This is a genomic window from Rhizobium sp. NZLR1, assembly GCF_017357385.1.
In the GTDB taxonomy this organism is placed as follows: Bacteria; Pseudomonadota; Alphaproteobacteria; order Rhizobiales; family Rhizobiaceae; genus Rhizobium.
Genome location: NZ_CP071633.1, coordinates 24,752 through 49,356, shown reverse-complemented (window position 1 = coordinate 49,356; position 24,605 = coordinate 24,752). Strand labels below are relative to the sequence as shown.

General features: G+C 62.1%; 25 protein-coding genes. 12 read left to right on the top strand and 13 right to left on the bottom strand.

Annotated features, from left to right (window positions below; all coding sequences use genetic code 11):
• Window positions 1-13 precede the first annotated feature (13 nt).
• From flgK to J3O30_RS22580, 6 genes are all read left to right on the top strand, one after another.
• Window positions 14-1,474, top strand: a complete 1,461-nt coding sequence (gene flgK / locus J3O30_RS22605) for a flagellar hook-associated protein FlgK (protein ID WP_207584818.1) — start codon at window positions 14-16, stop codon at window positions 1,472-1,474.
• 2 nt (window positions 1,475-1,476) lie between these two features.
• Window positions 1,477-2,523 carry a flagellar hook-associated family protein gene (locus tag J3O30_RS22600; protein ID WP_207584817.1) on the top strand — a complete coding sequence of 349 codons (1,047 nt, stop codon included), beginning with the start codon at window positions 1,477-1,479 and terminating at the stop codon, window positions 2,521-2,523.
• Between the two features lie 10 nt (window positions 2,524-2,533).
• On the top strand, window positions 2,534-2,908 hold the full coding sequence (locus J3O30_RS22595; protein WP_207584816.1) for a hypothetical protein: 375 nt from the start codon (window positions 2,534-2,536) through the stop codon (window positions 2,906-2,908).
• Window positions 2,909-3,091: 183 nt separating this feature from the next.
• Window positions 3,092-3,955 (top strand): DUF6502 family protein, encoded by an 864-nt coding sequence (locus J3O30_RS22590; RefSeq protein WP_207584815.1) that lies wholly within the window; start codon window positions 3,092-3,094, stop codon window positions 3,953-3,955.
• Window positions 3,952-5,040 carry a DUF5666 domain-containing protein gene (locus J3O30_RS22585; RefSeq protein ID WP_207584814.1) on the top strand — a complete coding sequence of 363 codons (1,089 nt, stop codon included), beginning with the start codon at window positions 3,952-3,954 and terminating at the stop codon, window positions 5,038-5,040. Before J3O30_RS22590 ends, J3O30_RS22585 begins: the two co-directional genes overlap by 4 nt.
• 244 nt (window positions 5,041-5,284) lie before the next feature.
• Window positions 5,285-5,533, top strand: a complete 249-nt coding sequence (locus J3O30_RS22580) for a hypothetical protein (protein ID WP_207584813.1) — start codon at window positions 5,285-5,287, stop codon at window positions 5,531-5,533.
• 29 nt (window positions 5,534-5,562) lie between these two features.
• Here J3O30_RS22580 and J3O30_RS22575 read toward each other — a convergent pair whose 3' ends face one another.
• Window positions 5,563-5,811: a plasmid stabilization protein gene (locus tag J3O30_RS22575; protein ID WP_207584812.1), complete on the bottom strand. Its 249-nt coding sequence runs from the start codon at window positions 5,809-5,811 to the stop codon at window positions 5,563-5,565.
• Between the two features lie 248 nt (window positions 5,812-6,059).
• Between J3O30_RS22575 and J3O30_RS22570 the strand changes: the two genes are divergently transcribed.
• Window positions 6,060-7,877 carry a methyl-accepting chemotaxis protein gene (locus tag J3O30_RS22570; protein WP_207584811.1) on the top strand — a complete coding sequence of 606 codons (1,818 nt, stop codon included), beginning with the start codon at window positions 6,060-6,062 and terminating at the stop codon, window positions 7,875-7,877.
• 31 nt (window positions 7,878-7,908) lie between these two features.
• Here the strand turns inward: J3O30_RS22570 and doeB are convergent, their stop codons facing one another.
• From doeB to J3O30_RS22520, 10 genes are all read right to left on the bottom strand, one after another.
• Window positions 7,909-8,916, bottom strand: a complete 1,008-nt coding sequence (gene doeB, locus J3O30_RS22565) for a N(2)-acetyl-L-2,4-diaminobutanoate deacetylase DoeB (protein WP_207584810.1) — start codon at window positions 8,914-8,916, stop codon at window positions 7,909-7,911.
• Between the two features lie 7 nt (window positions 8,917-8,923).
• Window positions 8,924-10,105: an ectoine hydrolase DoeA gene (gene doeA, locus J3O30_RS22560; protein ID WP_207584809.1), complete on the bottom strand. Its 1,182-nt coding sequence runs from the start codon at window positions 10,103-10,105 to the stop codon at window positions 8,924-8,926.
• A 28-nt stretch (window positions 10,106-10,133) separates the two neighbouring features.
• Window positions 10,134-11,126: an ectoine utilization protein EutC gene (gene eutC, locus J3O30_RS22555; protein WP_207584808.1), complete on the bottom strand. Its 993-nt coding sequence runs from the start codon at window positions 11,124-11,126 to the stop codon at window positions 10,134-10,136.
• Window positions 11,123-12,124, bottom strand: coding sequence for a hydroxyectoine utilization dehydratase EutB (gene eutB, locus J3O30_RS22550; RefSeq protein WP_207584807.1), 1,002 nt, complete (start codon window positions 12,122-12,124; stop codon window positions 11,123-11,125). Before eutB ends, eutC begins: the two co-directional genes overlap by 4 nt.
• Window positions 12,125-12,128: 4 nt before the next feature.
• Window positions 12,129-12,908: an ectoine utilization protein EutA gene (gene eutA, locus J3O30_RS22545; RefSeq protein ID WP_207585169.1), complete on the bottom strand. Its 780-nt coding sequence runs from the start codon at window positions 12,906-12,908 to the stop codon at window positions 12,129-12,131.
• A gap of 2 nt (window positions 12,909-12,910) precedes the next feature.
• Window positions 12,911-13,570 (bottom strand): ectoine/hydroxyectoine ABC transporter permease subunit EhuD, encoded by a 660-nt coding sequence (gene ehuD / locus J3O30_RS22540; RefSeq protein ID WP_207584806.1) that lies wholly within the window; start codon window positions 13,568-13,570, stop codon window positions 12,911-12,913.
• A gap of 4 nt (window positions 13,571-13,574) precedes the next feature.
• Entirely contained in the window at window positions 13,575-14,234 is a 660-nt protein-coding gene (ehuC, locus tag J3O30_RS22535) for an ectoine/hydroxyectoine ABC transporter permease subunit EhuC (protein ID WP_207584805.1), read from the bottom strand.
• A 75-nt stretch (window positions 14,235-14,309) separates the two neighbouring features.
• Window positions 14,310-15,158: an ectoine/hydroxyectoine ABC transporter substrate-binding protein EhuB gene (ehuB, locus tag J3O30_RS22530; RefSeq protein WP_207584804.1), complete on the bottom strand. Its 849-nt coding sequence runs from the start codon at window positions 15,156-15,158 to the stop codon at window positions 14,310-14,312.
• A 56-nt stretch (window positions 15,159-15,214) separates the two neighbouring features.
• Window positions 15,215-16,000, bottom strand: coding sequence for an ectoine/hydroxyectoine ABC transporter ATP-binding protein EhuA (gene ehuA / locus J3O30_RS22525; RefSeq protein WP_207584803.1), 786 nt, complete (start codon window positions 15,998-16,000; stop codon window positions 15,215-15,217).
• 121 nt (window positions 16,001-16,121) lie between these two features.
• On the bottom strand, window positions 16,122-17,507 hold the full coding sequence (locus tag J3O30_RS22520; protein ID WP_207584802.1) for a PLP-dependent aminotransferase family protein: 1,386 nt from the start codon (window positions 17,505-17,507) through the stop codon (window positions 16,122-16,124).
• A 101-nt stretch (window positions 17,508-17,608) separates the two neighbouring features.
• On the opposite strand from J3O30_RS22520, the gene J3O30_RS22515 reads away from it, so the two are divergent.
• From J3O30_RS22515 to J3O30_RS22495, 5 genes are all read left to right on the top strand, one after another.
• Window positions 17,609-18,106, top strand: a complete 498-nt coding sequence (locus J3O30_RS22515; protein WP_207584801.1) for an Lrp/AsnC family transcriptional regulator — start codon at window positions 17,609-17,611, stop codon at window positions 18,104-18,106.
• 215 nt (window positions 18,107-18,321) lie between these two features.
• The gene (locus J3O30_RS22510) at window positions 18,322-19,818 is read left to right on the top strand and encodes an NAD-dependent succinate-semialdehyde dehydrogenase (RefSeq protein WP_207584800.1); all 1,497 of its coding nucleotides are present in this window, start codon (window positions 18,322-18,324) and stop codon (window positions 19,816-19,818) included.
• 95 nt (window positions 19,819-19,913) lie between these two features.
• Complete coding sequence (locus J3O30_RS22505) at window positions 19,914-21,293, top strand: aspartate aminotransferase family protein (protein ID WP_207584799.1); 1,380 nt, start codon at window positions 19,914-19,916, stop codon at window positions 21,291-21,293.
• A 14-nt stretch (window positions 21,294-21,307) separates the two neighbouring features.
• Window positions 21,308-22,381, top strand: coding sequence for an alcohol dehydrogenase family protein (locus J3O30_RS22500; RefSeq protein WP_207584798.1), 1,074 nt, complete (start codon window positions 21,308-21,310; stop codon window positions 22,379-22,381).
• 131 nt (window positions 22,382-22,512) lie between these two features.
• Complete coding sequence (locus J3O30_RS22495; RefSeq protein WP_207584797.1) at window positions 22,513-22,905, top strand: DUF4112 domain-containing protein; 393 nt, start codon at window positions 22,513-22,515, stop codon at window positions 22,903-22,905.
• 25 nt (window positions 22,906-22,930) lie between these two features.
• Here J3O30_RS22495 and J3O30_RS22490 read toward each other — a convergent pair whose 3' ends face one another.
• A complete protein-coding gene (locus J3O30_RS22490) occupies window positions 22,931-23,887 on the bottom strand; it encodes an ROK family protein (RefSeq protein ID WP_207584796.1) in 957 nt (318 codons plus the stop codon).
• A 14-nt stretch (window positions 23,888-23,901) separates the two neighbouring features.
• On the bottom strand, window positions 23,902-24,603 hold the full coding sequence (locus tag J3O30_RS22485; protein WP_207584795.1) for a ribulose-phosphate 3-epimerase: 702 nt from the start codon (window positions 24,601-24,603) through the stop codon (window positions 23,902-23,904).
• Window positions 24,604-24,605: the final 2 nt, after the last annotated feature.

The window sequence follows — 24,605 nt, the reverse complement described above, 5'->3', positions numbered from 1 at the left end:
AGGGAGCGCCTAGATGTCGCTTACCTCCGCCTTGAACAGCGTCCAAAGTATTTTCAACAATACCGGCCAGCAAAGCAGCGTCGTCTCGACCAACATCGCCAATGTCGGAAATTCCGACTATGTCAGACGCGAGGCGTCGATAACGACGTCTCTGTCCGGCGCTCAGGTCGTCAGCATCAGCCGGGCGCAGGAAACCGCGCTGCTGGCCCAGTATCTGCAATCGAACGCCAAGGACAGCGCCCAGCAGACGCTTGTGACCGGCCTCGAAAGCCTGAAGTCGCTGACGGGCGGCAATGACTACGAGACCTCGCCGAGCACTTATCTCTCGGCATTTCAGCAGGCGCTGCAGACATTCGCTACATCGCCGAGCAGCACGACCGCCGCGCAATCGGCTGTCACCGCCGCGCAGGATCTGGCCAATTCGCTGAATACCGCAAGCGACGGCGTCCAGTCGATCAGAGCCGATGCCGATGCGGAGATCGCCACGCAGGTCTCATCGCTGAATACGCTATTGTCGCAGTTCGAAACCGCCAACAATGCGGTCAAGGGGGCGACAGCGACGGGCGCCGATACGTCCTCGGCTCTCGACGAGCGTGAAAAGCTTCTGAAGCAGATCTCCTCGATCGTCGGTGTGACCACCGCCGTCCGCGACAATAACGACATGGCGCTCTACACCTCTGACGGCACCGTGCTGTTCGAGACCATACCGCGCACCGTCACATACGTGCCCACGACAACCTACGTCGCCGGAACGGAGGGCAATTCCGTCTATATAGACGGCGTTGCGCTCGACGCCGGCGAGGGATCGACGACAAGTGCCTCGGGCAGCCTGCAGGCGCTGCTGCAGCTTCGCGACGAAATCGCCCCGACATTCCAGGCTCAGCTCGACGAGCTCGCCAAGTCCCTCGTCCAGGCCTTCTCGGAAACCGACGGCAGCACCAGCGCACCCGCACTTTTCGTCTGGACGACGGCGGCCGGAGCAACTGGAGGAACACCCTCGGATTCCGACGATATCACCGGCATCGCGTCCTCGATCTCGGTCAATCTTGCCGTCGTTACCAGCGAGGGCGGGGATGCAACGAAGCTGCGCGACGGAACGATCAGCGGCATCACCGATCTCAACAGCTCGGGCGACAGCGGCTTCTCGGACAATCTCGACGCCCTGTATACGGCGTTGACGGAACAGCGCTCGTTCTCCTCCGACGCCGGTCTTTCCACATCGCAAAGCCTGATGGACTATGCCAGTTCCTCGATCGGCTGGCTCGAACAATACCGCAGCGATGCGACGGCGGCCTCCGAAAACACATCTGCGGCGCTATCGCGCTCCGACGAGGCCTATTCCAACGAGGCCGGCGTCAACCTCGACGAGGAGCTGACGCTCCTCCTCGATATCGAACAATCCTACAAAGCGGCGACAAAGATCCTGAACGTCATCGACGAGATGTTCCAGTCGCTCCTCGATATAGCGAGCTAGTCATGAAAGCCTCTTTTGTCTCGTCATCGGCGATGCAGAACGTCCTGCGTCTGACCATCAGCCAGTCCCAAACCAAGCTGCAGCAGGCCTCGACGGAGGCGACGACCGGAACCTACGCCGATATCGGCGTCTCCCTTGGCGCCGGCGCCGCGAAAACGATCAATCTGACCAGCGCCATCGACCAGGCCGCCTCGTTCCAGTCAAGTAATGCCGTCGTCGGATTGCGCATGGAAGCATCGCAGACCGCCCTTTCGAGCCTCAAGGATGCCGGCGATAGCCTGGTCTCGAACCTGACAGCGCTCCAGGCGAGCCAGGATACGACCAGCATCGCCGTTGCCCTGCAGACGGCGGGCGCCACGATTTCTCAGCTGATCTCGACGGCGAACACCGAGGTGAATGGCGAGTTCCTGTTTGGCGGAACGAACCTCGACAGCCAGCCTCTGACCGATCAGTCCTCTACGGTCTCGGATGCGATCGTGACCGCGCTGGGCGATTATGCAACCGGCCTTGGAAAAGACGTCAACGATCTGACCGGCGAGGAAATCGGCACTTTCATCACCGATACCGTCGAGCCGATGTTTTCCGAAAGCGCCTGGACGGACGCTTCGGGAGGCTGGTCGACCGCTTCCAGCACCGACATGACAAGCCGGATCAGCGGCTCGGAAACCATCACCTCGTCCACCAACGCCAATTCCGAAGGCATGCGTTATCTGGCGCTTGCCTCCGTCGTCGTCTCCGCGCTCTTCGGCCAGGATCTCAGCGCCGACGCACAGAGCACGGTGGCATCGAAGGCGATCGGTTATGCCGCGCAGGCGACTTCAGGCATCGTGACGCAGCAAAGCCAGCTCGGCCTCTCGCAAGAACGGGTCGAAAAGGCAAATGACGCGCTCGATGCCCAGTCGAGCCTGCTTCAGGGAAACCTCGTCGATCTCCAGGGCGTGGATGCCTATGAGGCTTCGACGCTCGTCAACCAGCTGCAGACGCAACTGGAAACGGCCTACACGCTCGTCTCAAAACTCCAGGGCCTGAGCCTGGTCAACTATCTCTGACGGATTGAAAATGCGGGAATTCAAGCGGCTGCAAATACCGGCCTTAACGAGAGAGCCCAACACGAGCTGCTCCGAAATCGTGGCTGAGGCCGCCTTTGCGCTTGCCTCAGGCATCATCAATACGATCCCTTTCGTCGGCAGCAAGCTCGACGAGCAACAGGCCCAGGCGTGGCCGCGATCGGGGATTTTCACCGACGACGGTGTAGAGATGACGGGAACGCCCCCCGAAATCTTCGAGCTTTGCGAGCTCCTGGCCTCCTACATCGAGAAAGGCTCGTCATTCGACGTCTTCGAGGTTTTCCACAAGATTGCTCGAATCGACCGGTTGATCGACTGGCGCCAGGGCGCCTTGCTGTCCCCCGAGTCGGAGAACACAAGACATTGATAGAATAAGAAAAATACCTTCAGGAAGGCGTCGCGATCGTGCGCGCGCCGCCAGGGAGCATGGCAAGGACCGGGCTTGCTTGTCGCCTGTGCGTTGCGGCAGTGTGGACTTTGCCATAGGGAAGACCAAGGACGATTGTCGAAGTCTGCCGGCAATGGTCTTTCACAGGCCGAGTGTTTCTTGATGTCAAAGCCGCGCGCGAAGCTTCCGTTCTCCGAAGAGACCTTGCAGGCCATGCTGGTCCGCGTGCTCCGCCCGCTAGTCAAACTCGCTCTCGCCTCCGGCTTCAACTTCACCGCTTTTTCGGTCGTCCTTCGCCGGCTTTATATCGAGGTGGCGGAGAAGGAATTCGCGCTGCCGAACAAGCAGCAGACGGATAGCCGCATCTCGCTGCTGACAGGCATCCACCGCAAGGACGTCAACCGGCTGCGCGGACTGGCGCTTGATCCATCGTTCCTGACCGTGGGCGTTTCGCAGACGAGCCGCATCCTTGCGCGGTGGCTTGCCGATCCGCTTTATTGCGATGCCGAGGACAGGCCGAGCACTTTGCCCCGGACGTCCAGCGATGGTGTTCCCTCATTCGAGAGCCTGGTCAGCGACATCACCAAAGACGTCCATCCCCGCTCCATCCTCGACGACTGGCTGGACAAGGGCATCGTCGTTGTCGACGACAACGGCTGGGTCCGGCTCAACCTTTCATCGATCGTGCCCAATGCCGGCGACGAAGCCCGCCGGCATTATTTTACCCGCAACCTTCGTGACCATGTGCAGGCGTCGGTCATGAACCTGATGAACGACCCTCCTCCCTATTTCGAACGTGCCGTTCATTATGATGGGATGTCGCCAGCGCTCGCCGCCCGGCTCGACGAAATCGCGCGCGAGGAAGGGATGGCGATGCTTCTCAAGCTCAACAAGATCGCCCATCAGGCCATCAAGGACGATCCGGGCGGCAGCAGCCGCTGGATCTCGGGCCTCTACGTCATGACCGAGGAGCGTGAGCCGGATCCTCAGGCAGACGCCGCTTCCGAGACGGAGGCGGACGAATGAGCCCGTCAACGATCTCGAGACGACAGTTTCTGCTGGGCGGAATTGCGCTTCAGGTCCTGATACCTGCGATGACAGCCGCGCAGCCGACCGGCACCAGCGATCATGGAATCGGCGGGTCCGGTCTTTCCATTCAGGGAGGCGGCGAGAACGAAGATCACGGCATCGGCGGAACCGGCATCGTCGGGACCATCCAGGGTTTCGGCAGCATTATCGTCAACGATATCCACATACCGTTCAGCGCCACGACGCCGATCGAGATCGATGGACGACGCGTTCCCGCCAGCGCGATGAAGGTCGGTCATGTCGCCCGGGTGCTGCTCACAGGCAAGCGCGCCGCCCGCATTACGATCGTCAGCGAGGTCCAGGGCCGCATCGACCGGATTGATAAGACCGGGATAAGAATACTTTCGCAAACCGTCGACGCATCAGGTTTGGCGACGAAGGGCCTGCGGAAAGGCAAGCGGGTTGCCGTGTTCGGTATCCGCAAACCTGACGGCACGATCATTGCCCGGCGCATCGAGCCCCGCTCCGTTTCCGATGGCGTCCATGTCCGTGGTGTCCTCGTCAAGAGCGGCAATCACGTCCTGATCGGCGGCCTTTCGCTTGGAAGCACGCATGGGTATCTGGCCGGCAAACAAACACTCGTGCGTCTGAAGGCGGTTGCCGATCGATTGATCGTCACTCGTATTCAGGCCGAACCTGTCGTGCCGGGCCTGAAACGCGGTACCGTCAACATCGAGACCTTCCGGCCGGGGGACAGAGGCATGGCGGGTTCTGGACCTGGAGGTTCGGCGCCTTCCGGGTCGATGCAACTCTCCCCCGATGGTCATGGCTTCGTCGATATCGGCGTGCGGGATTCGAGCAGAATGACTGGCTTTCCCGGACCTGGTCCCAATGGCGTTGGTCCGCGCCCGCCGAATGGTCCCGGGAACGGACCGGGGCCCGATCACTCGCCTTTCGGCAGAGGCGGGCCGGGCGGCGATTTTCCCGATCCGGGCAGGCGAGGTCCGCCACCCGGCCCTGGCGGCCCGCCTCCCGGCTCGGGGCCTCCCGGGTCGCCGCCCCCCGATCCGGTTCCGCACTGAAAACGCTGTCACCCACATTGACAAATGGGAAATATTCCCATTTTATTGCTCCTGCGAATCCTGCTTTGAGTGATTCCGGGAAGGGTTTGCCGATTGGCTAACGGGTCCGCCCCATACCCGCTAGCCAATCGTTTCAAACGCTTTTTAAGTCGAACCGTATTCCCGCGTAGTTGCAGAGATGGCCCACCGCCGACCCGATGGCGCCATCCGAACCAAGTCATCTTCGCCCAAGAGGAATCAGAAATTGCTTTTGCTGGAACGCGAACCGGATATTTCGATCGAGATGGACGAACCAACCGTCGTTGCAACCTGGGAAAACCGCGCGCAAATCATCGGCATAATGAACAGCGCGCTCCAGATGAGCCAAGAATTCCAACAGCTTTGGAACAGCAGCGGCGAAACCGGCCGGCTCAGCCAGGACGATACAGATAGATTGGTCGAGCTGCTGCGCAAGATCGGCGACCTCAACGAAATGCTGATGCGATTGGCCTAAATTCTCACCGGAACGACCCAATCCAGAATTTAGACCTCTATGCCCTTGTGAATCTCGCGGCTTCCATCGACGACTGCTTCGAGATCGAGATCCGCCCCGCTTTGCGGTGAAAGGCGGGCATAGACGGACATGGCTGGCTCTGGCCCGACTTGACAGATCTCATAGTGTTCGAGAGCCCGCTCGACAATCTCGGCGACTGAACGATTTTCGCGGCGGGCAAGCCGTCGCGCAAGATCACGCGCCTTTGCACTCCGTACGGCAAGCTGAGGTTCGGTCATACTGATCTCCTTTCTGATAAATATGACGCTCAGCATCCCGGCCAGTGAGTTGACGGATAATGGCTTACTACCAAAGTGGCCGTTGTTTGCCATCACCCCAATTTTGGACGGTTGCACCGGCCTTTCACAGGTGAGCCAACCCCCTGCCAACGAAAGAATTAACCATATCTCAGCGTTCTTGCGAAATAATGCTGCACGTAGATCAGGCGTCTCGAAGAAGAGAGGCCATAAGTTATTTGGAGACGGTCTTGGCCTTTACTATTGCGCGCAGTTTGGTGGCGTTTGGCGTCGCCGTTTCGGCCGGCCTCTTCATGTCGATCGGATTGCAGCAATCGGCGCTCGAACGGCTGAAGGTCAATGGCCCGGTTTACGAACAGGTCGTTTACGGAAAGGATCTGATCGCCGATATTCTGCCGCCGCCGCTGTTTGTCGTCGAGTCCTACATGCTCTCCTTCGAGGCGAGCAAATTTCCCGAACTGACCGATACCAATCTGGCCAAGATCGCGAATCTCAAGGCTGCTTACGACGATCGCCGCGCCTATTGGAAAACCACCCGCCTGCCGCAGGCTTTGAAGGACGAGCTTGAAAACGATGTCATCGCCAAGGGCGATGTATTCTGGGACGTGATGAACCGCGAGATCATTCCCGCCCTGACCGCCAAGGATGAAGACAAGGCGCATGGTGCGATCGAGCAATTGCGCGTCGCCTTTCATTCGCATCAGGATGCGGTCGAGAAACTTGTCGCAAATTCCGATGCCTTCCTGAAGGGCGAGGAGCGCAATGCCGCCTCGGAAATCGTCACCTGGACGATCTATGCGGGTGCCGCGGGCTTCGGCTCATTCGGCCTGTTGCTGGTGGGTCTCTATCTCTTGCGTCGCCGGGCAATCGTGCCGCTCGACGGTATGAAAGCCTATATGGGCAACCTCGCAGACGGCGATTATTCGACAGACGTTCCCTATGCCAGCCGCTCCGACGAAATCGGCGCCATGTCCAAGGCCGTGGCCGTCTTCCGCCGCAACGCGCTGGAACGCGAGGGCGCGCAGAAGCGCGAGACGGCGCTTCGCGATGCGGAATTTGAACGCGAACGCAGCCAGATGGCCGAAAAAGCCGCCGACGAGCAGATCCGCGAAATGGTGATCGATCAGCTGACGTACGGCTTGGACCAGCTATCACACGGCAATCTCGATTGCCGGATCGCCACACCCTTCGCCGCCGCCTACGAGACTTTGCGCGCCAAGTTCAACGACAGCATGGACGCACTTTGCGCCTCGATGGCCGAGATCGCCCTGACCTCCAGGCAAGTGGGCAGTTCCTCGGACGGCATTACGGGCGCAACCGAGAGTCTCGCGTCGCGCACGGAACAGCAGGCCGCGATGCTCGAACAGGCCACGGCTGCGCTCGATGAGATGAACGTCAAGGCGAAAGACGCCGCCGAGCATGCCGGCAAGGCAACCGGCATGATGGCCGAGACCCGCACCAGCGCCGAACATTCGGCCGCCGTCGTTCGCGAAGCGATCGCCGCCATGGAAAGGATCGAAGGTTCGTCGTCGCAGATCGGCGACATCGTCAACGTTATCGATGAAATCGCCTTCCAGACCAATCTTCTGGCGCTCAATGCCGGGGTCGAAGCCGCCCGTGCTGGCGAAGCGGGCAAGGGTTTTGCCGTCGTGGCGCAGGAAGTGCGCGAACTCGCCATGCGCTCGGCCAACGCCGCCAAGGAGATCAGGGCTCTGATTTCCACATCCTCGGCTCAGGTTTCCAGCGGGGTGCAGCTTGTCAACCGCACTGGCAAGGCGCTTCTGGAAATTGAAGGACAGGTCGAGCAGGTCGCCGGCCTGATTGCCCGCATCGTTTCGGTGTCCTCCGAACAAGCAGTGGCGATCGGCGAGATCAACGCCTCCGTCAATGCCCTGGATGAAGTGACGCAACGCAACGCGGCCATGGCCGTCGAAACCGCCTCGGCCTGTCGAGCGCTCGGCACCCAGACGCAGACGCTGGAAGGGGTCGTCAACCGCTTCCAGGTCGATGCGAGAGCCAGCGCGTCAAGACCGCAGAAAGCGGCTTGACGTATGAGCAGCCGCCGGAACTCCGTTCACCTCAGCCTGTAACGATCGCCACGACGGCAACGCAATCGCCTGGTTTGACCAGCCCCGGGAAATGCCGGGCACAGAGAATGCCGCTCATTCCGGCGCGGATCTCGCGGGGCGCCACCCCGGTCCGCCCGGTCGGATGGATGCGCGCAATGACGGCATCGTCAGTGACTGCGTCACCGAGATCGATGACAGGTTCGATCAGTCCCCCTTCCTCCGCGAAGGAGAAGCAGCGGCCGTCCGGCATGTCGAGCCAGGTCGTCGGACCGGCATCGACAGCGCCCGCGACGAACCCCGCGTGGCGCAAAACGTTCATCGTGCCGCGCTTGGCAATCGCCGCACTTTTGGCCGTGGCCGTGCCGCCGCCGCCGAGTTCCGTGGTGATAAAGACCTTGCCCATCTCCTCGGCCGCGGTGTCGTACATGCCGACCGCATCGATCTCCAGCATCTTCATCGAATAGGGCGCGGCAAAGGCCGTCACGAGGTCGAAAGCCTGCGCCTCCTGCTGCTTGTTCGGCAGGATATGGGCTGCGCAGAACGGCAGAAAATCGAGCGTCTTGCCGCCGGAATGGAAGTCGAGAACGATATCCGCCATCGGCAGAAGCACACGCTGGAAATAATCGGCGATCTTCTCCGTCACCGTGCCGTCCGGCCGGCCCGGAAAGCTGCGGTTCATGTTGCCTTTGTCGATCGGCGAGGTCCTGGTTCCCGTCTGAAACGCCGGATAATTCATGGCCGGCACGATGATAACCGTGCCCTTCACCGCCTCGGCCTTCAGCGTGCGGGCAAGATCAAAGAGCGCGATCGGTCCTTCATACTCGTCGCCGTGATTGCCGCCGGTCAGAAGGGCCGTTGGCCCCTTGCCGTTCCGGATGACGGTTATCGGGATCATCACCGACCCCCAGGCGGAATCGTCACGGCTGTAAGGCAGCCGCAGGAAGCCGTGCTGGACACCCTCGGCGGCGAAATCCACCGTCGCGCTGATCGGCGACGGTCGCAAGCCAATCTCGTTCATGACAGCCTCAATCCTTGACCATCAGTCTGCGCGGCACGTTGGCGAAGCATTCGACGCCGCTCTCGGTGATGAGGATGCTCTCGGTCGTCTCGAAACCCATGTCGTCGAGCCAGAGGCCGGTCATGAAGTGGAAGGTCATGCCGGGCTTCAGCTCCGTCCGGTCGCCCGGCCGCAGGCTCATGGTGCGTTCGCCCCAGTCCGGCGGATAGGATAGGCCGATCGGGTAACCGGTGCGGTTGTCCTTGACGATGCCGTATTTTTTCAGGACCGCGAAGAATGCATTGGCGATGTCCTCGCAGGTGTTTCCGGGTTTCGCGACCGCAAGACCAGCCTCCATGCCTTCCAGCGTCGCTTTTTCGGCATCGAGAAAGGCCTGCGTCGGCTTGCCGAGGAAGACGGTGCGTGACAGCGGCAGATGATAGCGATTGTAGCAGCCGGCAATCTCGAAGAAGGTGCCCTCGCCCTTTTTCAACGGCCGGTCGTCCCAGGTCAGATGCGGAGCAGATGCTTCGACGCCGGACGGCAGCAGCGGTACGATCGCCGGATAATCGCCGCCGATGCCGTCGACGCCGCGGGTGCCGGCGTCATAGATTTCCGCGACCAGATCGCATTTGCGCATGCCGACTTCGATCTTGTCGAAGATGCGCGCGTGCATGGCTTCGACGATCCGGGCGGCATTGCGCATGTATTTGATCTCGGTCTCGCTCTTGATCGCCCGCTGCCAGTTGACCAGCGCGGTCGCGTCGACGAAGCGGGCGTTCGGCAGGTGCTTCTGCAGGGCCGCAAAGGCTGCCGCCGAGAACCAGTAATTGTCCATCTCGACGCCGATCGTCAGCTTGCCGAAGCCGCGTTCGGTCAGGATCCCGCAGAGGACGTCCATCGGATGACGTTCGGTCGACTGCACATAGTGATCGGGATAGCCGACGATGTTGTCATGCTTCAGATAGGCGGTGAACTTGGCGCCGTTGGCATCCTGGCCGCGGCCGAACCAGATTGGTTCGCCCTGCGGTGGCACGATCACCGCCTGGTGCACATAAAAGGACCAGCCGTCATAGCCGGTCAGCCAGGCCATGTTCGACGGGTCACTGACGATCAGGAGGTCTACGCCCTTCGCCTCCATGGCGCGCCGTGTCTTTTCCAGCCGCGCGGCATATTCGCCGAGCGAAAACTTCAAATTGGGCTGGGTCATGTTTCTTCCCTTCTCCGGCGAATGCCGGTCAGCTTTCGAATGGGGTCCCGGCATTCGCCGCGCCGGCGCGGGCAAAAGCGAGCGTGGCGATGGCGGTATCCTGGATGCCGGTTCCCGTGAGGTCGGCGATGGTGATCTGGTGGTCGCTCGTCCGTCCTTGCGCCTGGCCGGCAACGATCTGGCCGAGTTCGGCGAAGACTTCTTCCATCGCGACCAGGCCGGCATCGATTGCGTGGTGCAGCTCGCCCAGACACCGCGTCTGTTTCAGGCTGTCGGCGACATAGAGGCCGGCGCCGGCGATGGCGGCCGGATCGATCTCGTTCTTGTGTTCCGCATCCGAGCCCATGGCCGTCAGATGCTGTCCGGGTTCCAGCCACCCGGCCTCAATGATCGGGCTTTCCGCGGGTGTGGTGGTGACGATGAGGTCGGCGCCGCCGATTGCACCCCTGGGGTCCAATGTCACGGTGACGGGAAAACCGAGCTTTCCCGCGAGTTCGGCTGCCGCGGCTTGCGCTTTGGTGGCATCCCGCGCCCAAATCCTGGCTTCGCGGATCGGCCGCACCAGCGTCAGCGCTTCGAGCTGCAGCCGCGCCTGAACGCCTGCTCCGAAGATGGCGGCTACGGAGGCATTTTCCCGCGACAGATGTTTTGCCGCGACGGCGCCGGCTGCGGCGGTGCGCACATCGGTCAGATAGCCATTGTCCAGCAGCAGCGCCTGCACCAGGCCCGTTCGGCTCGACAGCAGCACCATCATACCGTTGGTGCTCGGCAGGCCGATCTTCGGATTGTCGAAGAAGCCGGGGCTGATCTTGATTGCGAAACCTTCGATGCCGGGCACATAGGCGGTCTTCACATCGACTTCGCCGCGATATTCCGGAATGTCGAGCCGCAGGATCGGCGGCATGGCGACGGTCTTGGTGGCAAGCGCTGCGAAAGCTTGCTCGATGCAGGCGACCGCATCGCGATCGAGCGCGATGATCTTCCGCAATTCTGCTTCCGTCAGAATGATCATCCGGCTCATGGCCCACCCTCCCCGAAGATTGCCGTCTCGCCGTTGATCACCCGGCGGTGCTGTTCCATGTCGACATTCCGCCCGGACAGGATCGCGACGACGGGACCGCGGGAGCTGATCTTTCCCGCAAGCAGCGCTGCGATGCCGACGGCGCCCGCGCCTTCGATGATCTCGCGTTCGCTGAAATAGGCGTGGCGCATGCCGGCAGCGATTTCCGTTTCCGTCAGCAGGATGACGCCGTCGAGAAGTTCGCGGCACATCGCGAAGGTCACGCGATTGTCGAGGCCAATGCCGCCGCCGAGCGAGTCGGCAAGGCTCGGCACCTCCTCGACCTGCACCGGCCACCCGGCATCGAGGCTCGCCTTCATCGCCGCACCCCGCTCCATCGTCAGGCCGATCACCTTGGTCTTCGGACTGACGCCTTTGATGGCGGCGGCAACGCCCGCCGCCAAGCCGCCGCCCGAGAGCGGTACCAGCACAGTCGCGGCGTCCGGCAAGGCATCGATGATTTCGAGCCCCAGCGTCCCCTGGCCTGCGACAACAACCGGATGATCGAAGGGCGGAACCATCACCAGCCCCTCCTCGCGGACCAGCCGGTCGACCTCCTGCTGCGCCTCGTCCTGTGATCGTCCGACGATGCGCACATCGGCACCGAGGCGGCGGATTTCTAAAATCTTGTTCTCCGGCACCAACCGCGACATGCAGATGGTTGCGACAGCACCTTGCGCCTTCGCCGCATGGGCAAGCGCCCGGCCATGATTTCCGGTCGAGGCTGCAACGACGCCGCGCAAGCGTTGCTCCGGCGACAGGGACAGCACCGCATTGGTCGCACCGCGCAACTTGAAACTGCCGGTCGTCTGATAATGTTCGAGCTTCAGCCAGATGGGAGTGCCGGCGATCTCGCCGAGCGATGCCGACTGCACGATCGGTGTGGCAAGCACCCGGCCCGTAATGTGCCGCGCCGCCGCACGAATGTCCTCCAGCGTAACAGACAAAGCGCTCACCATGATCTCAGCCTTCGCGATAAGGCTTGGTCATCAGCTGACCGAGTTCGGGCCGCGGCCGATCATCGCCGCAAAGCCTGAGGCAAGCCCAGGCCGTCGCGAGATTGCTGGTGACCACGGGTTTGCCGGTCTCGACTTCGATCCGGGCGGCGACCTGAGCGGCGCGCAGGGCCGTGCAGGAGATGAACAGCGCATCGGATTGCGGCGCCAGCACCTGGCGCGCGAAAGCGGCAATTTCATCCGGCGCGATCCGCGCCATTTCGCGATCATCCGTCAGGCCGAGACAGGTGAAGCGGTCGATCGTAAAACCGAGATCCGCGAAATAATCCGCCATCGGCCGGCTGGTCTCGATCGTATAGGGCGTCAGCATCGAAATCCGCCTGGCGCCGAGCGCCTTCAGACCCTTCACCGCCGCAGCCGTCGGCGTCACCACGGGAACGCCGGGTTTGGACGCGTGGATCGCCGCTTCGATGTTGCGGTCGCCGATGACGACAGAGGCGGAGGTGCAGGAATACATGACGGCATCGAGCGCCTCATCCGGCAGGATCAGGGCTGCGCCTTGCGTCAGCGACGGCTGCATCTTCAGGAGGTTTTCCGGTGTGACCGGATTGGCGTAGTGGATGCGGCTGACATAGACGCCGATGCGATCGCTGGCGACCATGCGCTGAAAGTCCACCTCCGTCGTGTGGTCCGTCGCCAGAATGACCAGGCCGATGCGCTTTTCGAGCGGCCGATCGTCCAGTCGCGGCAGCCGGCCGGCCGGGATGATTTCGATCTTTGCGGGCATGGTCAATCATCCATCCTGGCGTAACGTTCCTCGAGCCAGCGCAAGCCCACGACCGAAATCAGGCTGATGACGAGGAAGAATACGCCGACCAGCGTCATCGGCTCGATGTAGCGGTAGTTGCTGTTGGCGATGCTCTTTGCCTGGTTCATCAGTTCGAGCACGGTGATCGCCGAAAGCAGCGGCGTCTCCTTGAACATGGCGATGAAATAATTGGCGAGTGCCGGGATCATCGGCGGGATCGCCTGCGGCAGGACCACGTGGATCCAGGCCTGGCGCGTCGTCAGATTGGTGGCCTTGGCCGCTTCCCATTGTCCGCGCGGCACATTCTCGATGCCGGCGCGATAGACCTCGGCAGTATAGGTTGCATAATGAATGCCCATACCGATGACGCCGGCGACCAACGGCGCCAGCCGGATGCCGATATCCGGCAGCACGTAGAAGATGAAGTAGAGCTGCACCAGCAGCGGCGTGCCGCGGATAAATTCCGAGATGAAGCCGACCGTGCGCGACACGGCGGCGACCGGTGACCGCCGCGCAATGGCAAGACCCAGGCCGACAACCATGGCAACGGCAGCGCCGAGGATGGTCGCAAGAAGAGTGATCTTGAACCCTTCGAGAAGGGTCGGCATGATTTGCCAGACGAAGTCCCAATCCCATTCCATCCGATCAGGTCCTTATGCCGTCGAGGCTGCGCGCCATCCGCCGTTCCAGCCAGCGCATCGCCGCCGAAATCGCCAAGGCCATGAGGAAATAGAGAATGAGGATCGTCGCGAAGGGCACCAGCGTATTGCCGGTCTGCGCCCGCACCACCTGCGCCTGAAAGGTCATATCCGTCAGCGAGATCAGCGATACGACTGCCGTGCCCTTCAGAAGCTCGATTGCGTTGTTGCAGAAGGTCGGCAGCATCAGCGGCAGCGCCTGCGGCAGGATGACGTGGCGCATGCGCTGGTATCGTGACAGGTTGAGCGCAACGCAGGCTTCCGACTGTTCGCGCCCGACGGCCTTGACGGCACCGCGTACCACTTCCGCCGCATAGGCGCCGACGTTCAAGCCGAGCGCCAGGACACCCGCCTGCAGCGGCGTGAGTGTCAGGCCGGCAAAAGGCAGCACAAAATAGACCCAGAAGAGCTGGACGAAGATCGAGGTGCCACGGAAGAACTCGATGTAGGCGGTTGCCAGAGCCCGCACGGCTAAGAAGCGCGACAGACGGCCGAGGCCCGCCAGGAAGGCCATGACAAGCGCCAGCGCAGATCCCATGATCGTCAGCTGGAGCGTCACCAGGGCGCCATCAAGGATCAGTGTCAGATAGCCGGACCATACCGACATCGGCAACTCACTTCTCTGGAGATCGTTCGGGGATAAGCTGGCCGTGCCCAAGGCACGGCCAGCTGCTCGCCTCGATTACTTCGCCGCGGCGCAGAGCTTGTCGCGGCTTGTCGACATCGCCGCCTTGGCCGAGAAGCCGTAGGGCTCGATGATCTTGGCGAATTCGCCCGATTCCTTCAGCTTCTTAAGCTCGACGTCAAAGGCGTCGCGCAGTGCGACGTCCTGCTTGCGGAAGGCGGCGCCATCGCAATAGACCGGCGCATTGACAACGGGAGCGACGGTTTCGAGATTGGGATCATTCGCCTTGGCCATCAGGTCGTGGATCGACAGAACCGGCAGCGAATAGACGTCGATGCGGCCATCCTGCAGCATCTTGATGCCGCTCTGGCCATCCGGAACGACGATGACACGGTCGCGCGGCACGCCGGCCTCAAGCGCCAGCTTCTCCTCGGTGCCGCCGCCCGGCGCGCCGATCTTGGCGTCCGGATTGTCGGCGATGTCCTTGTAGCTCGTCAGCTTCAGCGGGTTGCCCTTCTTCAGAGCGAAGGCCTCGGCGTCGCAGAGGATCGGCTCGGAATAAGCAACGGCATTGCAACGCTCCGGCTTCATGAACAGCCCCGCCGTAATCGCGTCATGACGACCGGCCTGCAGGCCGGGGATCATCGCGCCATATTCCGAGATCGAAGCCACCACTTCCTTGACGCCGAGTTTTTCGAAGATCGCGCGCGCCACATCGGGCGCGGCGCCCGACACTTTGCCATCGGCGCCGACGGCCGTAAACGGCGGCTCGTTGGCGATGGCGATACGGGCAAAGCCCTGCTCCTTCAGCTGCTCGAGCTTGTCATCGGCGGCGGATGCCGGGCCGGCCGCCGCCATCAGCAGCACCGACAGGCTGGCGGCGGTCAAAAGATATCCTGCTTTCATCGTTCCCAACTCCTCTGGCTTTCCTTGAGTTTGTTCTTTGCGGGCAATGTCTGTGGTCAGACGCGGTGCCCCGCCGCAATGATCTTGCGCAGGAAGGTCTGCGTCCTCTCCTGCGTCGGATTGCGAAAGATATCGCCCGGCTTGCCTTCCTCGACGATCTTGCCGCGATCGAAGAACAGCACACGGTCGGCGAAATCATGGGCGAAGCCCATTTCATGGGTGACGAGAAGCATGGTCATGTCGGTTTCGGACGCCAGCCGGCGCATGACGTTCAGCACCTCCTCGACCAGTTCCGGGTCAAGCGCCGAGGTCACCTCGTCAAACAGCATGATCTTCGGCGACAGCGCCAGCGCCCGGGCAATGGCGACGCGCTGCTTCTGCCCGCCGGAAAGCTGCGCCGGGACGCTTCTCGCCTTGTCGGCCAGGCCGACCATGTCGAGAAGCTCCATTGCCCGCTTTTCGGCCTGCGGCCGTTTGATGCCCTTCGTCAGCATCGGCGCCAAGGTCACATTGTCGAGCACGCATTTGTGCGGAAAGAGATTGAAGTGCTGGAAAACCATGCCGATCTTTTCGCGCATGCGATGCAGGTGCCGCTCATTGGCTGCCACCAACCCGTTGCTATCAGGCATGTGATAGAGCTGTTCGCCATCGACCTCGATATGGCCGCCGCTGATCGTCTCCAGCGTCATCAGGATGCGCAGGATCGTCGTCTTGCCGGAGCCGGACGGCCCGATCAGCGCCAGCTTTTCGCCCGGCATGACATTCATCGACAGGCCGTCGAGCACGGTCAGCGGGCCGTATCTCTTCACGATGTTGTCGATGCGGATGATGGGCTGAGGCATTCATGTCTCTCCCTGTTGAGACAAGCAATGCCCTAACGATGACGGCCGATCAAAATCATGTCAATTCGTAAAATAATATCATGACAATTATTCTGCGTGTGCTCAAAGGCACGGCAACGGCTTAAATCGCAAGCAGCAGCTCTTCCGGATTTCCCTGCGCCAGTGAGGCGACGATACCAAGCCCGGTGCGCAATTCGTCTTCCGTCGTCGAACCCAGCGAAATGCGCACGGCCGGCGTCCAGCCCTGATCGGCGGTGCGGAACGATTTGCCAGGCGCGATCGCTACGCCGCGCAGCCTTGCTTGCGAGACGAACCCGTCTTCCTCATGGTTGCCGGAGAGCGGCAGCCAAACGTGCAGGCTTTGCGGATGCGCCCGGTAGGACAAACCGGCCAGCATCTCCGCCGCAATCGCATGCCGGCTGGCAAGGGCGCGGCGCTGCCAGTTGACGAGTTCCATCGCCGTGCCGTCGCTGACCCAGCGGGTAGCAATCTCGGCCATGGCAGGTGTCGCCATCCAGCTGGAAACGAGATGCCGATTGGCGACGGCGGCGACATAGCGGTCGGGTGCGACGAGGTAGCCGATCCGCAGCCCCGGAACGGTGATCTTGGTGAAGCTCGTGACGTAGAGCGTCCGCTCCGGCGCAAAGGCGGCCATCGGCGGCGCGCGGTTTTCGACCATCGGACCGAGAACATCGTTTTCGATGATCGCGATGTCATGCTTTGCGGCGACGGCGGCGAGCGCCTGCCGGCGCTCCGCACTCATCAGCGCCGCCATCGGATTGATCACCGAGGGCTGCAGGAAAATTGCCCGGATCGGCCCCGTGCGACAGGCTTCATCAAGCGCCTCGGGGATCATGCCCTGCTCATCGATCGCCAGCCCTTCGAGGTGCAGGCCGAGATAGCCGCAGAGCGGCACGAGCGTATGGTGACTGACCGCCTCTGTCGCGATGGTCGAGCCGGGCGGCGCGACGCTCATCAGCGCCACCGTCATGCCCGAGGTCGCGCCGTTCGTCACGCTGATATTCAGCGGCGACACCTCCAGTCCGCAGCGCGCCAGCCATTCGGTGGCAACGGCGCGGTGGCGCGGAAAGACCATGTTCGGCCGGAACGACAGGGCCGAGCTGGAGGGCAGGTTTTCCGAAAGCCAGCCGAAGGCCTGGCGCAGCCTTTCCAGATGGATCTGCTCGCAGACCGGCTTCAGGATCGACAGATCAATCACCTCGCCCAGCCGTTCCGGCAGATAAGGCGGCTCCGGCTCGCGCGGCCTGGTCTGGACGAAGCTGCCGCGTCCGATCTCGCCGGAGATCAGCCCCCGGCGGCTGAGCTCGTCATAGGCGCGGCTGACCGTCTGCACCGAAAGCTGCAGGTCATCCGCCAGTTTGCGGTGCGGCGGCAATTGCGTGCCGTCGGAGAGCTTGCCGTCGGTAATCGCGTTGGCGATCTGCTCGGCAAGCGAGAGATAGGCCGGCCTGCGGAGTTGCGAGGGATCGGGGCGCCACTTTGTCATGATTTCAACACTGCTGAAAATCAGTTCAATTGACAATGCCAAAATGCGCTTCCATTGTCTTTTCGCTGCGTTTGAAATGATTTCTTTCTAAAGAAAGCACCATGAAGCTCGACGCCATCGACCTGCGCATTCTCGACGCCGTCCAGCGCGACGGCCGCATCACCAAGCTGGCGCTGGCCGAAAAGGCCGGACTGTCGCCGACGCCGTGCTGGATGCGGCTGCGCAAGCTCGAAAAGGCAGGCATCATCACCGGCTACCACGCCCGCGTCGCGCCGCGGCGCATCGCCCCGGTCGCCAGCGTGATGATGGAGGTGACGCTCGCCAACCATCGTCAGGCGGATTTCGAACGCTTCGAGCGCGCCGTCGCCGCAATCGCGGAGATCGTCGCCTGCTGGTCGGTCGGCGGTGGCGTCGATTATATCCTAAAGATCATCGCCCCCGATATCGACGCCTATCAGCGGCTGGTCGACGGGCTTCTCGACCGCGAACTCGGCATCGACCGCTATTTCACCTACATCGTCACCAAAACGGTGAAGGAGGAAACAGTGCTTCCGGTGTCTTCCTTCGCCGCCATCGGCGATGAACAAAGCGCGCGCTAGAGCGCCGCGCGTCCAAAAGGACGCGCTAAGGACGCTCTAACACCTTTAACTGGCGCATAATCCTTTCCGAAAATCGATTTTCGGGGTTATGCGCTAGCCAATCTCTCTGTTAAGGCGCCATCCTTTAGACCATCTCTCTCTTCTCGCCTCCGCCAACAGACAATCTCTCGTCCGCTCCCATGGAAGACTTCATGTCACCGCAAAGGAGATTGGACATGACCGCCGTTTTTGCCCGCCCCGCCTATCATGACGCGCTGTCGCGGCTTTCCGACCGTCATCTCCTGCGCGATCTTGCCTATGTCGGCGGCCGATGGATCGCCGGCACGACGGGCAAAAGTTTCGAAGTTACCGATCCGGCTTCCTCGGGGACGCTGGCCTGGGTTGCGAACCTCGGCGCGGAGGAGACGGTAGCGGCGATCGATGCAGCATCGGAGGCCTTTGCCGCCTGGCGCGCGATGCTGCCGCAGAACCGCGCGGCGATCCTGCGCAACTGGCACGCGCTGATGCTCACGGCCAAGGAGGATCTGGCGCTGATCATGACGCTCGAACAGGGCAAACCGCTGGCGGAATCGCGCGGCGAGATCGATTACGCCGCCTCCTTCGTCGAATGGTATGCCGAGGAAGGCAAGCGGCTGAACGCCGAGAGCGTCACCAGCCACCTGCCCGGCGCCGAAATGATCGTCCGGCGCGAGGCGCTCGGCGTCGTCGGCATCGTCACGCCGTGGAATTTCCCCGCTGCGATGATCACCCGAAAGGCAGCTGCCGCGCTTGCCGCCGGCTGCACGGTCGTCGCCCATCCCTCCTCCGAGACACCGCTTTCGGCGCTTGCCCTTGCCGAGCTCGGCGAACGGGCCGGCATTCCGGCCGGCGTCTTCAACGTCGTCACCGGCAATGCCGCGACGATCGTCGGACGCATGTGTGCCGACACCCGCCTGCGTGCCATCAGCTTCACCGGTTCCACCGGGATCGGACGGCTGATCGCTGCCCAATGTGCGCCGACCCTGAAGCGGCTGGTGATGGAGCTCGGCGGTCACGCCCCGCTGATCGTCTTTGACGACGCTGATATCGCCAAGGCGGTCGAGATCGCCGTCGACGCCAAGTTTGCCACATCGGGCCAGGATTGCCTTGCCGCCAACCGGATCTTCGTCCAGCGGCGGATCGCCGATGCATTCGCCAAGGCTTTTGCCGCCCGAATTGCCAAATTGAGGGTCGGCGCCGGGCTCGAGGATGGCGCCGAGATCGGGCCGCTGATGCATGAACGCGCCGTCGCCAAGGTCGAGGAGCAGGTCTCCGACGCGCTGGCGCGCGGCGCCCGGCTCATCGCCGGCGGCAGGCGCCACAAGGCCGGCCAGCTTTTCTATGAGCCGACGCTGCTGACCGAAGTGCCGGCGGATGCACTGATCATGCGCGAGGAAACCTTCGGGCCTGTGGCGGCCGTGACCACCTTCGACACGGAAGAAGAGGTCATTGCCCGCGCCAACGATACCGAATACGGCCTCGTCGCCTATATCGTCACGGAGAACGGCGCCCGCCAGATGCGCCTCGGGCGCGCACTGGAATATGGCATGGTGGCAGTCAACCGCGTGACGATCACCGGCGGCCCCATACCCTTCGGCGGCTGGAAGCAGTCCGGCCTCGGCCGCGAGGGTTCCCGCCATGGGCTCGAAGCCTTCACCGAGCTCAAATATCTCTGCATCGACACGGCGGCCTAAAGCTCTTTGTTTTTATGCATGTCGTTGTCCCGGAACCGCTGCACACTTCCGAGCGACATGCATTAAGCCGCTCCATTTCAAGAAGAGGATAGAACATGCTCGAGAAAAGCAACGAACTCGCCGCCTGGGACCGCGATCACTTCTTCCATCCCTCGACGCATATGGGTATGCATGCGCGCGGCGAGACGCCGACCCGCGTCGTCGCCGGCGGTGAAGGCGTTTACATCACCGACACGACGGGACGCAAAAGTCTCGACGCCTTTGCCGGCCTCTATTGCGTCAATGTCGGCTATGGCCGCCAGAAGATCGCCGACGCGATCGCCGAACAGGCAAAGAACCTTGCCTATTACCACGCCTATGTCGGCCACGGCACCGAGGCCTCGATTACGCTTTCGAAGATGATCATCGACCGCGCGCCTGATGGCATGAGCCGCGTCTATTTCGGTCTCTCGGGTTCCGATGCCAACGAAACCAACATCAAGCTCATCTGGTATTACAACAACATCCTCGGCCGGCCCGACAAGAAGAAGATCATCTCGCGCTGGCGCGGTTATCACGGCTCCGGTGTCATGACCGGCAGCCTCACCGGCCTGGCACTCTTCCATAATGCCTTTGACCTGCCGCGCGCACCGGTGCTGCACACCGAAGCACCTTATTACTTCCGCCGCCCCGACCGGTCGATGGACGAGGAGCAGTTCTCGCAATATTGCGCTGACAAACTCGAGGAGATGATCCTCGCCGAAGGCCCGGACACCGTCGCCGCCTTCATCGGCGAACCCATTCTCGGTACCGGCGGCATTGTGCCACCGCCGAAGGGCTACTGGCAGAAGATCCAGGCCGTGCTCGACAAATATGACATCCTGCTCGTCGCCGACGAAGTCGTCACCGGCTTCGGCCGTCTTGGCACGATGTTCGGCTCGGATCATTACGGCATGAAGCCGGACCTGATCACCATCGCCAAGGGCCTGACCTCGGCCTACGCTCCTCTTTCCGGCACGATCGTTTCGGAGAAGATGTGGCAGGTGTTGGTGCAGGGTTCCGACCAGATGGGGGCGATCGGCCACGGCTGGACCTATTCCGCCCATCCGATCTGCGCCGCCGCCGGCATTGCCAATCTCGAACTGATCGACGAACTCGGCATCGTCGAGAATGCCGGCACGACGGGCGCCTATTTCCGCTCGGAACTGCAGAAAGCGGTGGGCAGCCACCGCAACGTCGGCGAAGTCCGCGGCGACGGTCTGATGGCGGCGGTCGAATTCGTCGAGGACAGGGATGATCGCAAATTCTTCGATGCCAGCCGCAAGATCGGCCCGCAGGTCGCCACTGCTCTTCTCGAACGCGGCGTCATCGGCCGCGCCATGCCGCAGGGCGATATCCTCGGCTTCGCCCCGCCGCTCTGCCTGACGCGCGAAGAGGCCGACATCGTGGTCAAGGCGGCGGCGGACGCGATCGACACCGTCTTTAAGAACATCTGAGGGAGACGATCAACATGACGATCCCCGAAAAGATGGCGGCCGTATTGCTGACCGGTCATGGCGGCCTGGAGAAGCTCGCCTATCAGAGGAACGTGCCCGTCCCGAGGCCGGCGGACGGCGAGGTTCTGATCCGCGTCACGGCTTGCGGCATGAACAATACCGACGTCTGGGTTCGGCAAGGCGCCTACGGCACCGAGGACGATCCGTCCGCCGTCTCCACATGGCGAAGGCAGGGCAACACGCTGACATTTCCGCGTATTCAGGGCACCGATACGGTCGGCCATATCGTCGGCGTCGGCGCCGGCGTCGATCCGGCCCGCATCGGCCAACGCGTCATGGTCGATTTCTCGATCTACAACCGCGACGACGACAGCCTCGCCGATATCGATTACATGGGCCATGGCCGCGACGGCGGATATGCCGAATATATGGCACTGCCGGCCGAGAACGCTCATGTCGTCGCAACCGATCTGACCGACATCGAACTCGCCACCTTCTGCTGCGCCTATCTGACCGGCGAGCGCATGCTGGAACGTGCAAGGCTTGCCGCCGGCGAACGAGTCCTCGTGACCGGTGCCTCGGGCGGCGTCGGCTCGGCAATCATTCAGCTCGCACGTGCCCGCGGCGCCATCCCGATCGCAGTCGCTGGTCCCGGCAAGGAGGCGGCGATGCTCGATATCGGCGCCGAGGCAGTCGTGACCCGCGGCAAGGGCGATCTGGTCGAAGCCGTCCATTCGGCCAGCCGTGGCCAGCCGATCGATGTCGTCGCCGATCTTGTCGGCGGGCCGCTGTTCAACGACCTCTTGAAGATCCTGCGTCCCGAAGGCCGCTATACGACGGCCGGCGCCATCGCCGGCCCGGTGGTCCAGCTCGATCTGCGGACGATGTATCTGAAGCAGCTGGAACTGCATGGATCAAGCCAGGGAAGCCGCGCCGACTTCCGCCGGATCGTCGGCTATATCGAAAGCCGGAAAATCCGGCCCCTCGTCGGCGGTGTCTATGCGCTGTCGGAATTCCACCGCGCCCAGACCGATTTCATGGCAAAGAACTTCGTCGGCAAATTGGTCGTGGTTCCCGACGGAAGATAAGATCGAGATCTCCGATCACGCCGCAGACGAACCTTATTGAGTTTGCGGCGTTTCACGGTCATGGAAAATCTTTGCGGTCGCATCGGAACTTCGCTGCTTCGGAAAATCCACTTCGCGCCGGGCGGTCGCTGATGCCGACGGGCAGCACGACATACCTCACCTCTGCCGAACTCGGACGGATTCGGCGCGCCGTCGGCATAGCCCGTCTGATGGATACCGCAGTCAGATTGCCGGTCATCGGCGTGCGGATTGGTGCGGACTCGGTCCTCGGCCTCCTCCCGGCCATCGGCGACGTTGCCGGATCGCTGATCGGTCTGTTCATCATCGACGAGGCAAGGCGGCTTGGTCTTCCCGCCCACAAACTCGCCCGCATGGGCGTCAATCTCGGCGTCGACGCCGCCTGCGGCACGGTCCCGCTGATCGGCGATATCTTCGATATCTATTTCAAGTCTCACCGTCGCAACGTCGGCATCATCCTCGACCACTTTGGCGTAAGCGAAGACGAGCTGAACCGGCGAACCTGACGAAACCAATCGTCCCGGGATTGTATCACGTCCGAGCAACCTTCCCCGCCAGGAACGCCAGAGCCGCAGCACCGATTAGGCCCGAGTTCTGATCCAGTGCTGCCAGCATCACCTTGACATCCTTGAATGCCGGCATTGCCCACTGGCTGATATAGGCTTGAATGCCCGGTTGCAGCCGGTCGAATTCGTGGGAAAGCCCTCCCCCCATGACGATGATATCGGGACTGAAGATATGGATCAGGCTGGTGAAGCCGCGGCCGAGAATTTCCGCTTCCTCATCGATCAGCTGATTGGCGAGACGATCGCCATTTCTGGCTGCCGCGAAAACGCTGCGGCTGTCGATGGCGCCGCCGTTGGTGCCTAACGTCGTCTCGTGGCTTTCCATCGCCCGCATTTGCGCGCGCCGCGCAAAAGCCGGTCCGGATCCATAGGCCTCGAAACAGCCCCTGTTGCCGCAAGGGCAAAGCTCTCCGTTCGGCACGACCGACATGTGGCCGACATGCGCCGCCATGCCCTTGCGGCCGCGCACGACGCGGCCGTCCGAGATAACGCCACCGCCGATCCCGGTGCTCACCGTGACATAGACGAGGTTATCAAGCCCCTTGCCGATACCGAATTGCCACTCGCCGATCGCCGCGGCAATAGCATCGTTTTCGAGGTCGACCGGGAACGGAAACCGCTTCTGCAACTCCGCCTTCAGCGGAAAATCGACGAAGCCCGAGAGGGTCGGAATGTCAGTCGCGACACCGGCGACCGTATCGAGCGGGCCCGGAGCGGATACGCCGACGCCGACCACCGAAGCGGGGTTCGATGCTGCAAGCAGTCTATCGGCCAGGCCGCAAATCTGGACGAGCACCCGGTCGGGGCCGGCCAGCGCATCCGTTGGTTCGGCTAAGCGCGCCAGGATCCTGCCCTGCTCATCGACAAGGGCGGCCCGCACCTGCGTTCCGCCGAGGTCTATACCAATGGCAACCTGCTGCATGTGAAGACCAAAAGTTAGAGTGCGCGGACCCATGCCATCCGCTCTTCGAGCGATGGCGCATTGAAAGCCAGGGAACCGAGAACCACCGTTTCCGCACCCGACTGGCGCAGGAGAGGCACAGTGTGCTCGCGAATACCGCCATCGGCCGCAAGCACGATTCGATCGGCCGCGCCGCAGCCGGCGATGATCTGCTTTGCCTGTTGAAGCCGGGCGCCGGCCTTTTCGTCGAGGCCCTGGCCCTTGACGCCGATCGCCGTGCCAAGCAGCGTCACAAAACGCAGCCTGGAAGCGTATTTTTCGATCCGCTCGACGGGGGTATCGACCTTGAGGACCATTCCGGCTGCAATACCGCGGCGATCGAGAAGATCTAGAGCCTCGTCGGCGACGCTTTCGTTTTCGACATGAAGGCTGATCAGATCGCTGCCGGCATCGGCGAACTGCTCGACCTGCGACAGGATGATACTGTCCGCAACCATCAGATGAACGTGGATCGGGTGCGTGGAAACTTTGCGCAAACCGGCGACGAGATCGGGGAAAAACAACATTGCCGGCGCGAAATGCCCATCGGCGACATCGATGTGGAGGATGTCGACGTGAGGATCGACACGCGCGAGATCATCGGCGAGACGCATCAGATCGGCCGACCAGACGGAGAATTCGGCAATCAATCGATCCTTCGGAAGATCGGCGATCCAGGTTTTTTCGGGGGTAGGCATTG